At 64.7% G+C, this 12,650-nt stretch carries 12 protein-coding genes, 1 other RNA gene and 1 pseudogene; 6 read left to right on the top strand and 8 right to left on the bottom strand.

The window, feature by feature from the left end; all coding sequences use genetic code 11:
- Positions 1-99 precede the first annotated feature (99 nt).
- Both IVB26_RS02675 and dapE read left to right on the top strand, forming a co-directional pair.
- The gene (locus IVB26_RS02675) at positions 100-744 is read left to right on the top strand and encodes a DUF805 domain-containing protein (RefSeq protein ID WP_247970496.1); all 645 of its coding nucleotides are present in this window, start codon (positions 100-102) and stop codon (positions 742-744) included.
- Positions 741-1,907 carry a succinyl-diaminopimelate desuccinylase gene (gene dapE, locus IVB26_RS02670; RefSeq protein ID WP_247970495.1) on the top strand — a complete coding sequence of 389 codons (1,167 nt, stop codon included), beginning with the start codon at positions 741-743 and terminating at the stop codon, positions 1,905-1,907. Before IVB26_RS02675 ends, dapE begins: the two co-directional genes overlap by 4 nt.
- 174 nt (positions 1,908-2,081) lie before the next feature.
- Here dapE and truA read toward each other — a convergent pair whose 3' ends face one another.
- The 3 genes from truA to def form a co-directional block, all read right to left on the bottom strand.
- Positions 2,082-2,819: a tRNA pseudouridine(38-40) synthase TruA gene (truA, locus tag IVB26_RS02665; RefSeq protein WP_247970494.1), complete on the bottom strand. Its 738-nt coding sequence runs from the start codon at positions 2,817-2,819 to the stop codon at positions 2,082-2,084.
- 113 nt (positions 2,820-2,932) lie between these two features.
- Positions 2,933-3,856: a methionyl-tRNA formyltransferase gene (gene fmt, locus IVB26_RS02660; RefSeq protein ID WP_247970493.1), complete on the bottom strand. Its 924-nt coding sequence runs from the start codon at positions 3,854-3,856 to the stop codon at positions 2,933-2,935.
- 198 nt (positions 3,857-4,054) lie between these two features.
- Positions 4,055-4,579, bottom strand: a complete 525-nt coding sequence (gene def / locus IVB26_RS02655) for a peptide deformylase (protein WP_097661791.1) — start codon at positions 4,577-4,579, stop codon at positions 4,055-4,057.
- Positions 4,580-4,749: 170 nt separating this feature from the next.
- On the opposite strand from def, the gene IVB26_RS02650 reads away from it, so the two are divergent.
- From IVB26_RS02650 to IVB26_RS02640, 3 genes and pseudogenes are all read left to right on the top strand, one after another.
- Positions 4,750-5,949, top strand: coding sequence for a DNA recombination protein RmuC (locus tag IVB26_RS02650; RefSeq protein ID WP_247970492.1), 1,200 nt, complete (start codon positions 4,750-4,752; stop codon positions 5,947-5,949).
- A 134-nt stretch (positions 5,950-6,083) separates the two neighbouring features.
- Positions 6,084-6,384, top strand: a pseudogene (locus tag IVB26_RS02645) (GIY-YIG nuclease family protein).
- A 200-nt stretch (positions 6,385-6,584) separates the two neighbouring features.
- Positions 6,585-7,949 carry an AmpG family muropeptide MFS transporter gene (locus tag IVB26_RS02640; protein WP_247970491.1) on the top strand — a complete coding sequence of 455 codons (1,365 nt, stop codon included), beginning with the start codon at positions 6,585-6,587 and terminating at the stop codon, positions 7,947-7,949.
- A gap of 141 nt (positions 7,950-8,090) precedes the next feature.
- On the opposite strand, the gene IVB26_RS02635 is transcribed toward IVB26_RS02640, so the two are convergent.
- From IVB26_RS02635 to ffs, 5 genes are all read right to left on the bottom strand, one after another.
- Positions 8,091-8,525, bottom strand: coding sequence for a hypothetical protein (locus IVB26_RS02635; protein ID WP_247970490.1), 435 nt, complete (start codon positions 8,523-8,525; stop codon positions 8,091-8,093).
- Between the two features lie 30 nt (positions 8,526-8,555).
- Positions 8,556-9,158 carry a recombination mediator RecR gene (gene recR / locus IVB26_RS02630; RefSeq protein ID WP_197960051.1) on the bottom strand — a complete coding sequence of 201 codons (603 nt, stop codon included), beginning with the start codon at positions 9,156-9,158 and terminating at the stop codon, positions 8,556-8,558.
- A 1-nt stretch (position 9,159) separates the two neighbouring features.
- Positions 9,160-9,480 carry a YbaB/EbfC family nucleoid-associated protein gene (locus tag IVB26_RS02625; protein ID WP_212084247.1) on the bottom strand — a complete coding sequence of 107 codons (321 nt, stop codon included), beginning with the start codon at positions 9,478-9,480 and terminating at the stop codon, positions 9,160-9,162.
- A gap of 27 nt (positions 9,481-9,507) precedes the next feature.
- Complete coding sequence (locus tag IVB26_RS02620; protein WP_247970489.1) at positions 9,508-11,334, bottom strand: DNA polymerase III subunit gamma/tau; 1,827 nt, start codon at positions 11,332-11,334, stop codon at positions 9,508-9,510.
- A gap of 94 nt (positions 11,335-11,428) precedes the next feature.
- Positions 11,429-11,525: signal recognition particle sRNA small type (gene ffs, locus IVB26_RS02615), an RNA gene on the bottom strand.
- 181 nt (positions 11,526-11,706) lie between these two features.
- On the opposite strand from ffs, the gene IVB26_RS02610 reads away from it, so the two are divergent.
- Positions 11,707-12,552 carry a transporter substrate-binding domain-containing protein gene (locus IVB26_RS02610; protein WP_246931064.1) on the top strand — a complete coding sequence of 282 codons (846 nt, stop codon included), beginning with the start codon at positions 11,707-11,709 and terminating at the stop codon, positions 12,550-12,552.
- Positions 12,553-12,650 lie beyond the last annotated feature (98 nt).

Below are 12,650 nucleotides of genomic sequence, written 5' to 3'. Positions count from 1 at the left end.
GCGGAGCACCTCAGGATGACGGGTCTGGCAGGGCTTCGAACCGCCTAACTGTCCATCGCGACCAATCTTCGGACGGCCCTGCCGCCCGGAGCCCCGCGCATGGACTGGACCTCGTACCTCTTCCGCTTCGATGGCCGCATCAACCGCGCCCTGCTGTGGCAGGCGCTGCTGATCGTCGCGCTGTTGGCGGCGCTGCTCGGCGTCATCAGTCAGGTGATCCATCTCGTCGGCGCCGAAGGCGCGTTGAAGCTATCCCTGAAGATCGATTTCGACTTCGGCCTCGACGAACTCTTCAAGCTGGTCGATCCCCGGACCTATCGCTCGCCGGCCTCATTTGACCGCACGGATACGATCCTGAAGTCATCCGGCCTGGCGCTGTTCTCATGGATCTTCCTGGCGACCACGATCAAGCGGCTGCATGATCGTGACAGGAGCGGCTGGTGGATCATCCCGTTCTGCGTCGTACCCGGCCTGTACAGTCAGTTCTCGAACCTGTTGCCTGACGCCCGCTCGATGCTTCCGTTCAGCCTCACCGCCTCAAGCCTGTGGCTGTGGGGGTTCGTCGAGATGTTCTGCATGCCGGGCAACGAGGGCCACAACCGGTTCGGTCCTGATCCATTGGCCAAGGTCGAGGACGCCGCCGTATCGCCCTCTGCCAATAGCTGGGACCAGAGCCGCGAGATCGAAATTGTCCCGCCCAGTGCTAGCCCACCCGGCGGCATGCATGTTAAGCGGGGCGCATGACCGATGCCCTCTCCATTGCCCGCGATCTCATCCGCTGCCCCTCGGTAACCCCTGAAGACGCCGGCGCCCTCGGGGTGCTTGAAAAAGCCCTCGGTGCCGCCGGCTTCATTTGCCACCGCGTGACCTTCAGCGAGGAAGGCACTGCCGACGTCGACAATCTCTATGCGCGGATCGGCAACGACGGCCCGCACATCACCTTTGCCGGCCATACCGACGTGGTGCCGCCGGGCGACGAGAGCGCCTGGAGCGTCGGCGCGTTCTCCGGCGAGGTGAAGGACGGTGTCCTGCACGGCCGCGGCGCGGTCGACATGAAGGGCGGCATCGCCTGCTCGGTGGCAGCTGTGCTGGAGCATCTCGCCGCCAATGGCGGCAAGCCGCGCGCCGATGGAACAGGCTCGATTTCCTTCCTGATCACCGGCGACGAGGAAGACGTCTCCATCAACGGCACCATCAAGCTGCTCAAATGGGCCGGCGATCGCGGCGAGACGTTCGATCATTGCGTGCTCGGCGAGCCCTCCAATGTCGAGACGCTCGGCGACACCATCAAGGTCGGCCGCCGCGGCTCGCAATCCGGCACGCTTTACGTGGACGGCGTGCAGGGCCACGTCGCCTATCCGCATCGCGCCTCCAATCCGGTGCCGGATATCTCGCGCCTGATCATCGCGATCTCCGACGAGCCGCTCGACCATGGCAGCGCGCAGTTCCAGGCGTCCAATCTCGAATTCACTTCGGTGGACGTCGGCAACAAGGCCAACAACGTCATTCCCGGCGAGGCCCGCGCAAAGTTCAATATTCGCTATAACGATAACCACACCCAGGCGAGCCTGCGCGAACTGGTCGAGACGCGTCTCGCCAAAGCCTGCGGCAACCGCATCAAGGCCCGCATCGTCTGGGAACCCTCGAACTCCAACGTGTTCGTGACCAAGCCCGGCCCGTTCACCGATCTCGCGGTGGCCGCGATCGAGGAGGTGACCGGCCGCAGGCCGGAGCTGTCGACGAGCGGTGGCACGTCGGATGCGCGCTTCATCTCGAGCTATTGTCCGGTGATCGAGTTCGGCTTGGTCGGCCAGACCATGCATCAAGTCGACGAGCGCGTGCCGGTGGCTGATCTGGAGAAGCTGACGAAGGTGTATCGCGGGATTTTGACGCGGTATTTTGGGTAGGGCGCGACTGCCGCCCCATTCTCCGCTGTCATCGTCCGCGAAGGCGGACGATCCAGTATTCCAGAGACAGCAGTGATTGAGTCGGGGAGCCGCGGCGTACTGGATTCCCCGCCTTCGCGGGGAATGACAGCGAGGGCGTGGTGAGCGCGCGCTCTCCGCTCCCCTCACACCCCCTCAATAATCCACCTTCATCAGATACAGCCCGTCCGGCGGGGCGACGATGCCACACGCTGCGCGGTTGCGGGCTTCCAGTGCTGCGGAGAGATCGTCGGCGGTCCAGCGTCCTTCGCCGACCCAGACCAGCGATCCCACCATCGAGCGGACCTGGCTGTGCAGGAACGAGCGCGCCGAGGTGATGATCGTGATCTCGCGGCCGTCGCGCATCACGTCGAGCTGATCGAGCGTCTTCTCCGGCGACTTGGCCTGGCACTCGGTATCGCGGAAGGTGGTGAAATCGTGCTTGCCGAGCAGACGTTGCGCCGCCGCGTGCATCGCGTCGGCATCGAGCTTGCGCGGCACACGCCAGGCATGACCGATGTCGAGGGCGAGATTGGCGCGCGTATTGATGACGCGGTAGCGGTAGTGGCGTTTCACCGCGGAGAAGCGCGCCTCGAAACTGTCAGGCACGATCTCGGCTTCCAGCACCGCGATCGGATGCGGGCGCAGATGCGCATTGAGCCCGTCGCGAAAACGGCCCGGTGGAAACGGCTTGTCGACATCGACATGCGCGACCTGGCCGCGCGCATGCACGCCGGCATCGGTGCGGCCCGCGCCATGCACGCGGAGATCCGCGCCGGTCATCGCCTTCACGGCTGCCTCCAACGCGCCCTGCACCGAAGGCAGCGTCTCCTGCACCTGCCAGCCGAAGAACGGCGCGCCGTCATATTCGATGGTGAGCTTGTAGCGGGGCATCGTTCCCGGTGTCATCGTCCGCGCAGGCGGACGATCCAGTACGCCGTGACGGTTCGGTTCATCTCAGAAGTCTCGGTGTACTGGATACCCCGCCTTCGCGGGGTATGACAGCGTTAGGTGAATTTAGCTCCCGCCTTCAGCGGCACACCACGCAAAAAGTCCGCGGCCTGCATCCGGCCCTTACCCTCACGCTGCAGCTCGATGATACGGATCGCTCCCTCGCCGCAGGCGATCGTGAGCTGATCGTCGAGCACCTCGCCCGGCGCACCCGAGCCCTTCGCCAGCTCACAGCGCAGGAGCTTTACGCGCGCATTTTCAAGCTCGGCCCATGCGCCGGGGAACGGCGAGAGGCCGTGGATGTGGCGCAGCACGGCACGCGCAGGCTTGCTCCAGTCGATCCGCGCCTCGGCCTTGTCGATCTTGGCGGCGTAGGTGACGCCGTCCTCGCTCTGCTTCTTGAGCTGCAGCCCGCCGCGGGCGAGCGCGGCCATGGCTCGCACCATCAGGTCGGCACCGAGCCGGGACAGACGGTCATGCAGATCGACCGCGGTCATGCTGTCCGTGATGGCAAGACGCTCGGCCATCGCGACGTCGCCGGTATCCAAGCCGACATCCATCTTCATCACCATCACGCCGCTCTCGGCATCATCAGCCATGATCGCGCGGTTGATGGGCGCGGCGCCGCGCCAGCGCGGCAGCAGCGAAGCGTGCAGGTTGTAGCAGCCGAGCTTGGGCGCATCGAGGATCGCCTGCGGCAGGATCATGCCGTAGGCAACGACGACGGCCGCATCGGCGTCGAACGCATTGAACTCCGCCAGCGCTTCCTCGGTCTTCAGCGTCTTCGGCGTCAGCACGGACACGCCGAGTTTTCGCGCGGCTTCCTCGACCGGCGTCGGCTGCAACTGCAGGCCGCGCCGCCCGCCCGGCTTCGGCGCGCGGGTGTAGACGGCGACGATCTCGTGGCCATGCGCGACCAGCTCGAGCAGCGTCGGCACGGAGAAATCGGGCGTGCCCATGAAGATGAGGCGGAGAGGCATCAACAGACTCGCTGCGTTCCCTCCCCCCTTGCGGGGGAGGGTTAGGGAGAGGGGTGTCACACGACGCGCTCTATCGGCGTGAGCGCGGAGTCTTCGCCCCCAGACAAACCTTTTGCTGCGCTACCCCTCTCCCCCGCCCTCCCCCGCAAGGGGGGAGGGAGCGCAGAGGAGCGTGCGGCAACGCCAGTTGCTTACAACTCACTCCGCCCGCTTGGCGGCCTTTTCGAACTTCTTCATCACGCGGTCGCGCTTCAGCTTCGACAGATAGTCGACGAACAGCACGCCGTTGAGGTGGTCGATCTCATGCTGGATGCAGGTGGCGTAGAGGCCTTCGGCGTCCTCCTCGTGCACCTTGCCGTCGAGATCGGTGAAGCGCACGCGCACCTTCGCAGGGCGCTCGACCTCCTCGTAATATTCGGGGATCGAGAGGCAGCCTTCCTCGTAGACCGACAGTTCCTCGGACGAGGCGATGATCTCGGGGTTGATGAAGACGCGCGGCAGCGGCGTGGTCTCGCCGTTCTCGTCGCGCTTGGCGAGGTCCATGGTGATCAGCCGCAGCGGCTGCGCGATCTGGATCGCGGCGAGGCCAATGCCGGGCGCGTCGTACATGGTCTCGAACATGTCGTCGGCAAGCTTGCGGATCTCGGCCGTGACCTTCTCGATCGGCTTGGAGACCAGACGCAGCTGCTTGTCGGGCAGGATGATGATTTCTCTGAGGGCCATGGCCGCGATTTAAGCCGCATGCCGGATGCGGTCAATGCGGCGGGGAACCCCGTTAACCCCTCACTAACCATAAAACTTCGCTTTTCGTTAACCATAAAAATTAGGGGGCGGTTAACCCCTGTCGTTCCCTCTTCGTTCGCGAATATCGGCGAATCGCGCTAGAAGGGCACATGAACGAGATTATTTTCCTGATTGGCGACTGGCCGGTGCGCACCATCGATGCGCTGATCAGCTTCGGTGCGCTCGTCCTCATCCTGCTGGTGGTGATCGCGGTGGTGATCGCGCGCTCTGGCCAACGCGGCGCGGAACTCGCGATGGCGCACGCAATCCGGGCCGACGAGCTCGAGGAGCGGCTGAGTGAGGTGCTGCGCGCCCAAAGCGAATCCTCTGGAAGGGTCGACGCCATGACCCAGGCGCTGGCCGGCCGCCAGGCCGACATGGCGCGGGCGGTCAACGAGCGGCTGGATTCGGTGACCCATCGCGTCGGCCAGTCCATGGAACATTCGACCCGCAACACCATGGAGAGCCTGCGCGCCCTGCACGAGCGGCTCGGCATCATCGACAGTGCCCACAAGAACCTCACCGACCTCACCACGCAGGTGACCACCTTGCGGGACGTACTCGCCAACAAGCAGTCGCGCGGCGCTTTCGGTCAGGCGCGGATGGAGGCGATCGTCCAGGACGGCCTTCCCAAAGGCGCCTACGAGTTCCAGTTCACGCTCTCGACCGGCAAGCGGCCCGATTGCGTCGTGTTCCTGCCGGACCAACGCCCGCTCTGCATCGACGCAAAGTTTCCGCTGGAGGCGATGACGGCCCTGCACGACGCCCGCACCGACGAGGAGCGGCGCGTTGCCACGCAGCGCCTGCGCGGCGACGTGATGAAGCATGTCAGCGACATCGCGGAAAAATACCTCGTCACCGGCGAGACCCAGGAGATGGCGCTGATGTTCGTGCCGTCGGAATCGGTCTACGCCGAGATCCACGACGGCTTCGACGACGTGATTCAAAAAGCCTACCGCGCCCGCGTCGTGCTGGTGTCGCCCTCGCTCCTGATGCTCGCGATCCAGGTGATGCAGCAGATCATGAAGGACGCGCGCATGCGCGATGCCGCCGACCAGATCCAGACCGAAGTGATCAAGCTCGGCGACGACCTCGGCCGCCTGCGCGACCGCGTGGTCAAACTGCAGAAGCATTTTTCCGATGCGAACGAGGACGTCCGCCAGATCCTCATCTCCGCCGACAAGATCGAGAAGCGTGCAGGACGAATCGAGGAACTCGATTTCAGCAAGAGCGACGCACCGGAGGCACCGCGGCTGGTGGCCACAGGCGCAGGCGAGCTGTTTCCGCGGAAGCTCCAGGCGGGGGAGTGATTCGGGCACACACTGTCATGCCCCGCGAAGGCGGGGCATCCAGTACGCCGCGGCGGGTGTGATTGAACAGAGACTCCGGTGATTACTGGATCGTCCGCCTTCGCGGACGATGACGGCGGAGCGGGAAGCGGCAGATGGGCGGACGCTGCTACTACGTATACATTCTCGCGAGCAAGATCGGTGGCACGCTTTACATAGGCGTGACCAATGATCTCATTCGCCGAGTAGCGCAGCACAAGTCGAAGGTGATCGAGAGCTTTACGGAGAAGTACGACATCGCAAGATTGGTTACTTCGAGCGGTTCGACGATCCCGAGAATGCGATCAAACGGAAGAAGCGGCTGAAGAAGTGGAACAGGGCCTGGAAGGTCGATTGATCGAGCAGCACAATCCGAATTGGGACGATCTGTATCACGAGATTGCCGGCCCACCATAATACTGTCTCACTCCGCCACGCTGTCATGCCCCGCGAAGGCGGGGCATCCAGTACACCGCGGCGGGTGTGATTGAACCGAGACGCTGGTGATTACTGGATCGTCCGCCTTCGCGGACGATGACAGCGAGCGGGGGTTGGGAGCTTCCGCCTCGCGGGCTACCGTCAGAGTCTTTTCTCCCAGAATCTGCTAACACCACCCCATGACCGCACCCGACGCGACTTCCCCCGCCGCGACTTCCGCCCCTGGGACCTCCTGGCGCGAAAGTCTTGCCGTGTACCTGCAACCGCGGGTGCTGATCGTGTTGTTCCTCGGCTTCTCCTCCGGCCTGCCGCTGGCGCTGTCGGGCTCGACGCTGCTGGTGTGGATGCGCGAGGCCGGGGTCGATCTCAAGACCATCGGGCTGTTCGCGCTGGTCGGCACACCCTACACGCTGAAATTCCTGTGGGCGCCGTTGGTCGATGCGCTGCATGTTCCGCTGTTCACGCGAGCCTTCGGGCGGCGGCGCGGCTGGCTGCTGTTCTCGCAGCTGCTCCTCATCGTCGCCATCCTGCTGCTGGCGATGACCGACCCGGCGCAGTCCCCGTTCTACGTCGCGCTCGGCGCGCTGCTGGTGGCGACGACGTCATCGACGCAGGACATCGTGGTCGATGCCTTCCGCGTCGAGAGCCTGCCGGAGAGCGAGCAGGCCGCCGGCATGGCCGCTTACGTCGCGGCCTATCGCATCGGCATGCTGGTCTCGACCGCGGGCGCGCTGTTCATCGTCTCCGGTTTCGAAAGCACCGGCATCACCCGCACCTCAGCCTGGATGTGGGGCTATGTGGTGATGGCGGCGATGGTGCTGATCGGGACGATCACGGCGCTGGCCGCGACCGAGCCCGGGCAATCGGTCCAGGCGGAAGCTGCTGCGAAAACCGAGACCGCGTTCACGCGGGTGCTGCACGCGGCGATCGGGGCTTTCTCGGAATTTTTGTCACGGAAGGACGCGCTCGCCGCACTCGCCTTTGTCGTATTGTTCAAGTTCACCGACGCCTTTTCAGGCACGATGACCGCGCCGTTCGTGATCGACCTCGGCTTCACCCGCAACGACTATGCGGCGATCGTGAAGGGCGTCGGCTTAGCTGCGACCCTGATCGGAGGCTTTGCCGGCGGCTTCGTCGCGCGGCGCTATCCGCTGGCGGCATCGCTCTGGATCGGCGGCGTGGTGCAGGCGCTGGCCAATCTGTCCTTCTCCTGGCTGGCCGTGGTCGGCACCAATCAATGGGCGCTGGCCTTCGCCATCTGCGCCGAGAATTTCACCAGCGCCATCGGCACCGTGATCTTCGTCGCCTATCTCTCCGCGCTGTGCCAGAACCCGCTGCACACGGCGACGCAATACGCGCTGCTCACCGCGCTCGCGGCGGTGGGACGGACTTATCTGTCGTCAGGCGCCGGCTTCGTGGCTGCGGCGACCGGCTGGCCGCTGTTCTTCGTGATCTGCGTGCTGGTGGCGATCCCTAGCCTGGTGCTGCTGGCCTGGCTGCAGAAGCGCGGGCATTTCGACGCGCTGGGGCCGGTAAGGGTGTGAGCGCCACGCCTGCGGTGCCGTAGGGTGGGCAAAGGCGCGGAGCGCCGTGCCCACCATCACGCCATGATCAGAAACAGGTGGTGGGCACGCTTCGCTTTGCCCACCCTACGGCAGCCACGGCACCTCGCCTTGAGGCGCCGCCTACTGCTTCTTGATCAGGCTCCACTTCGTGATCACGGCCTCGCTCAACTGGCCGGCATCGCTGGCGCAGGCAATCTCGTCGACCTTGACGGAGATCTCCTTGCCGACGAACGATTTGAGCTGCGTGGCCTGCGCGTCGCTGGAGGTGACGAGCTGGAAGGTCTCGGGGCCGGTCTCGAGATTGCACAGCCCGTTCGGCGCCGGCAAGCGACGCGGCTCGGAGGTGATCTGGTACATCGGAACCCGCTTGCCGTTCTTGCCGTCGCGCACCTTCATCGCGTTCAGCTCGCCCGACAGCACGTCGCCATTGTTGATCGGCTTGCCGGGCTTCGACGGCGGCGGAGTGTCGCCACCCTGCTGTGCGGCGATCGCCGGGTTCACCAGCATCGCCATCGTCGCGACCAAAGCCAATCGTGTGGCGAAAAGTTTCGTCATGTCGTCCGTTCCGTGAGATCTCAGGGATGGCTAGAACAGGGTCCGCTGCCGCATCGCTGCCGATAGCGTACCTTCATCGAGATAATCAAGCTCGCCGCCGACGGGAACTCCGTGGGCGAGCCGCGTCACCTTCACATTGGCGTCTTGAAGCAGGTCGGTGATGTAGTGGGCCGTGGTCTGGCCGTCCACCGTCGCATTCAGCGCCAGGATGATTTCGTGCACCTGCGAATCATGAGCGCGCGCGACCAGCGCGTCGATGGTCAGATCCTGCGGGCCGACGCCGTCGAGCGGCGACAATGTCGCGCCCAGCACATGATAGCGCCCCTGGGTGGCATTGGCCCGCTCCAGCGCCCAGAGGTCGGCGACGTCGGCGACGACGACGATGATCGCAGGATCGCGCTTCGGATCGGTGCAGACCGTGCAGGGATTTTGCGTGTCGATGTTGCCGCAGGTCTTGCAGACCTCGACCTTGTCGAGCGCGACCTGGAGGGCCGAGGACAACGGCATCATCAGCGCTTCGCGCTTCTTGATCAGATGCAGCGCCGCGCGCCGCGCCGAGCGCGGACCGAGGCCCGGCAGCCGTGCGAGCAGCTGGACCAGCCGTTCGATTTCGGGACCTGCAACAGCGCCCATATTATTGGCCGAACAACCCCGGCGGCAGGCCGAGCCCACCGGTGAGAGCCTGCATCTTCTCCTGCATCGCCGTCTCCGCCTTGCGGCGCGCATCGCCCATGGCGGTGACGAGCAGGTCTTCCAGCACCTCACGCTCTTCCGGCTTCATCAGCGAGGGATCGATCTTGACGGCCTTGACGTCCATCTTCGCGGTCATGCGCACGGCAACGAGGCCGCCGCCGGAGATGCCCTCGACTTCTACGTTGGCGAGCTGCTCCTGCATCTCCTGCATCTTGGATTGCAGCTGCGCCGCCTGCTTCATCATGCCGAGAAAATCAGCCATCGGTACTCGTCCTTGAAAAGACTGGCTCTAGAGATCGTCGTCGCCGTCGGAACCGTCGGGCGGATCGTCACTGCCATAGTCGGTGTTTATATTGGTTTCCGGTGTCTCGGGGGCAAGCCTGCGGACCTCGACGACCTTTGCGCCGGGGAAACGCGACAGCACCTCCTGCACGCGCGGATCGGCCTCGGCGGTACGCGCATGCTCCTGCTTGGCGGCCTGGTTCACCGAGCGCAGCGTCGGCTGGCCCTGCTCGTTGGACACGACGATGGTCCAGCGCCGGCCGGTCCACTGCTCGAACTTCTTCGCGAGCTCGGAGATCATGGTCTTCGCCGCGTTCGGCTCGAGCGCGACCTCCAGCCGGCCCTCCTCGAAACGGACGAGGCGCATATCGCCTTCGAGCGCGCTCTTGGTCATGATGTCGCGCTTCTGCCCGGCGAGCGCGACGAGCTGGGTGAAGCTTGTGACGCGCAGCACGGGCGCTGCGCCTTGCGGATCCGGCGCGGGCGCCGCCATCTGCGGCCGCGCGCCGCCACCGCCGAACGAGGACGGCGACGACGTCGGCATACGAACTGGCGCTGCGGAAGCCACCGGCGCGGCCGGCGCAGTGCTGCGTGCGGCACCGCCGCCGCTCACGACCGGCGAGCCGCCGCCGTTCTGCTCCAGCATCTTGATCGCTTCGTCCGGCGTCGGCAGGTCGGCGACATAGGCAATGCGCACCAGCACCATCTCGGCGGCGGCAGCGGGACGTGTCGCGGCCTGCACCTCGGTGATGCCCTTGAGCAGCATCTGCCACATCCGCGACAGCACGCGCATCGAGATTTTCGAGGCGAATTCCTTGGCGCGCACGCGCTCGGTCTCGCCATAGGCGACGTTGTCGGCGGTCGTCGGAACGATCTTCACGCGGGTGACGAAATTGACGAATTCGGCGAGGTCCGAGAGCACGACGATCGGATCGGCGCCGACGTCGTACTGGTCGCGGAATTCCCTGAATGCGCTCGCGATATCGCCGCGTGCCAGCGAATCGAACAGGTCGATGACGCGGGTGCGGTCGGCAAGGCCCAGCATCTGCCTGACCGCGTCGGCCTTCACCTGCCCAGCGGCATGTGCGATCGCCTGGTCGAGCAGCGACAGCGAATCACGAACCGAGCCTTCGGCGGCACGGGCGATGATGCCGAGCGCCTCCGGCTCGATCTCGACGTTTTCCTTCGTTGCAATACTGGCCAGATGCCTCATCAGCACGTCGGCCTCGACGCGGCGAAGATCAAAGCGCTGGCAGCGCGACAGCACCGTCACCGGAACCTTGCGGATCTCAGTGGTCGCGAACACGAATTTGGCGTGCTCCGGCGGCTCCTCCAGCGTCTTCAGAAAGGCGTTGAACGCCGCCGTAGACAGCATGTGGACTTCGTCGATGATGTAGACCTTGTAGCGCGCGCTGGCGGGGGCATAGCGCACGCTGTCATTGATCTGGCGAACGTCGTCGACGCCGGTATGCGAGGCCGCGTCCATCTCCAGCACGTCCATGTGCCGGCTTTCCATGATCGCCTGGCAATGCACCCCTAACGTCGGCATATGAATGGTCGGGCCCTTCACCGAACCATCAGGCATCTCGTAGTTGAGTGCACGGGCCAGGATGCGCGCGGTGGTGGTCTTGCCGACGCCGCGGACGCCGGTGAGGATCCAGGCCTGCGGAATGCGCCCGGTCTCGAACGCATTGGAGACGGTGCGGACCACGGCCTCCTGGCCGATCAGATCGTCAAAGCTGGAGGGACGGTATTTGCGCGCCAGCACCCGGTAAGGCGCGTTGCCGGCCTGGCCGGCGCTGTCGGGGTTGGGAGGGGCGCCAGCGTCGGTCATCGGTCGATCCGCAATGAAATGTCTCTTGGCCGGCTTTTGCGGAAAGGAGCGCGCTGGCGGCTGGTGCCGCCGGCGCAATTCGCTCGAAAAACAGGTAGGAGACTGACGAGCGACCCGATCCGGACCTCGTTAGGGCTGCTTCCTTCCGGACCTGACCCGGTTGGCGAGTGGCTCGTCCACCGCCAATCTCCCGGTCCTATTTGGGGCCAAAAGGACCGGAAAGCAAGCGGCTATCGCCCCCGATCGCCGGCGCCTGCCCAGCATCCGGGCAATTCCCGATCTGCCCAGCCGATAGGCTGTGCTTTCACTGATAGTGCTGCCTTGGTATGAACCTGCCGGAACCTGTCCCAACCAGAAAAGCGATTGATCCCAATGGTTACACGTCGTGATGTTGCATCGATTGTCGGACTTGGCGCGATGACGGCGGCCGCGCTCGCTTCGCCGGCGGTGGCCCAGACCGCCGATTCGAACGAATCGACCTTCGCCCGCATCCGCCGGACTAAGAAGATGCGGATCGGCGCAGTCGGCGGCGGCGCACCCTATTACATGAAGGATCTTTCCAGCGGTCAGTGGAAGGGCTTTTACATCGACATCGCCAAAGGTCTCGCCGACGACATGGAGGCCGAGCTCGAGATCACCGAGACCACCTGGGGCAATTCGGTGCTCGATCTGCAGGCCAACAAGATCGACATCTTCTTCGGCCTCAACCCCACTCCGAAGCGCGCGCTGGTGGTCGACTTCTCGGTGCCGGTCTTCAACAATGCCTTCGCCATCCTCTGCAAGAAGGACTTCAAGCCGAAGAGCTGGGCCGAGCTGAACTCGCCCGACATCAAGATCGCGGTCGACCAGGGCTCCTCGCACGACCAGGTCGTCAGTCGCCTGACGCCGAAGGCGCAGATCACGCGGCTCAAGACCGCAGACGACGCCACCGCCGCACTGCAGACCGGCCGCGTCGACGCGCAGTGCCTGATCACCATGCTGTCGCTGACCGTGCTGAAGAAGAATCCCTCGCTCGGCCAGCTCGTGCTGCCGACGCCGATCTTCGCGACGACATCGAATGCCGGCTTCCGCCGCGAGACCGACAAGACCTGGCGCGATTACGTCAATACCTGGATCGACTTCAACAAGGGCCTCGGCTTCATCCGCAACGCGATCATCACCAACATGGAGCTGGTGGGCGTGACCGAGGCGGACATTCCGCCGGGCGTGTCGTTGTAAGGTAATGATTGGGCGCGGCTGCATCGACAATCTCGCTGCGCCCCCTCTCCCGCCTGCGGGAGAGGGTTGGGGTAAGGGTGTCTCCGCTGGCAAGACTC

It is taken from the genome of Bradyrhizobium sp. 195 (assembly GCF_023101665.1).
Lineage (GTDB): Bacteria > Pseudomonadota > Alphaproteobacteria > Rhizobiales > Xanthobacteraceae > Bradyrhizobium.
Note: the sequence above shows the minus strand (reverse complement) of the source record. Positions and strands in the feature narration are given on the sequence as shown.

Coding starts and splice junctions, on each gene's coding strand:
- IVB26_RS02675 (WP_247970496.1), top strand. CDS start 100: ATGGACTGGACCTCGTACCTCTTCCGCTTCGATGGCCGCATCAACCGC.
- dapE (WP_247970495.1), top strand. CDS start 741: ATGACCGATGCCCTCTCCATTGCCCGCGATCTCATCCGCTGCCCCTCG.
- truA (WP_247970494.1), bottom strand. CDS start 2,819: ATGCCCCGCTACAAGCTCACCATCGAATATGACGGCGCGCCGTTCTTC.
- fmt (WP_247970493.1), bottom strand. CDS start 3,856: ATGCCTCTCCGCCTCATCTTCATGGGCACGCCCGATTTCTCCGTGCCG.
- def (WP_097661791.1), bottom strand. CDS start 4,579: ATGGCCCTCAGAGAAATCATCATCCTGCCCGACAAGCAGCTGCGTCTG.
- IVB26_RS02650 (WP_247970492.1), top strand. CDS start 4,750: ATGAACGAGATTATTTTCCTGATTGGCGACTGGCCGGTGCGCACCATC.
- IVB26_RS02640 (WP_247970491.1), top strand. CDS start 6,585: ATGACCGCACCCGACGCGACTTCCCCCGCCGCGACTTCCGCCCCTGGG.
- IVB26_RS02635 (WP_247970490.1), bottom strand. CDS start 8,525: ATGACGAAACTTTTCGCCACACGATTGGCTTTGGTCGCGACGATGGCG.
- recR (WP_197960051.1), bottom strand. CDS start 9,158: ATGGGCGCTGTTGCAGGTCCCGAAATCGAACGGCTGGTCCAGCTGCTC.
- IVB26_RS02625 (WP_212084247.1), bottom strand. CDS start 9,480: ATGGCTGATTTTCTCGGCATGATGAAGCAGGCGGCGCAGCTGCAATCC.
- IVB26_RS02620 (WP_247970489.1), bottom strand. CDS start 11,334: ATGACCGACGCTGGCGCCCCTCCCAACCCCGACAGCGCCGGCCAGGCC.
- IVB26_RS02610 (WP_246931064.1), top strand. CDS start 11,707: ATGGTTACACGTCGTGATGTTGCATCGATTGTCGGACTTGGCGCGATG.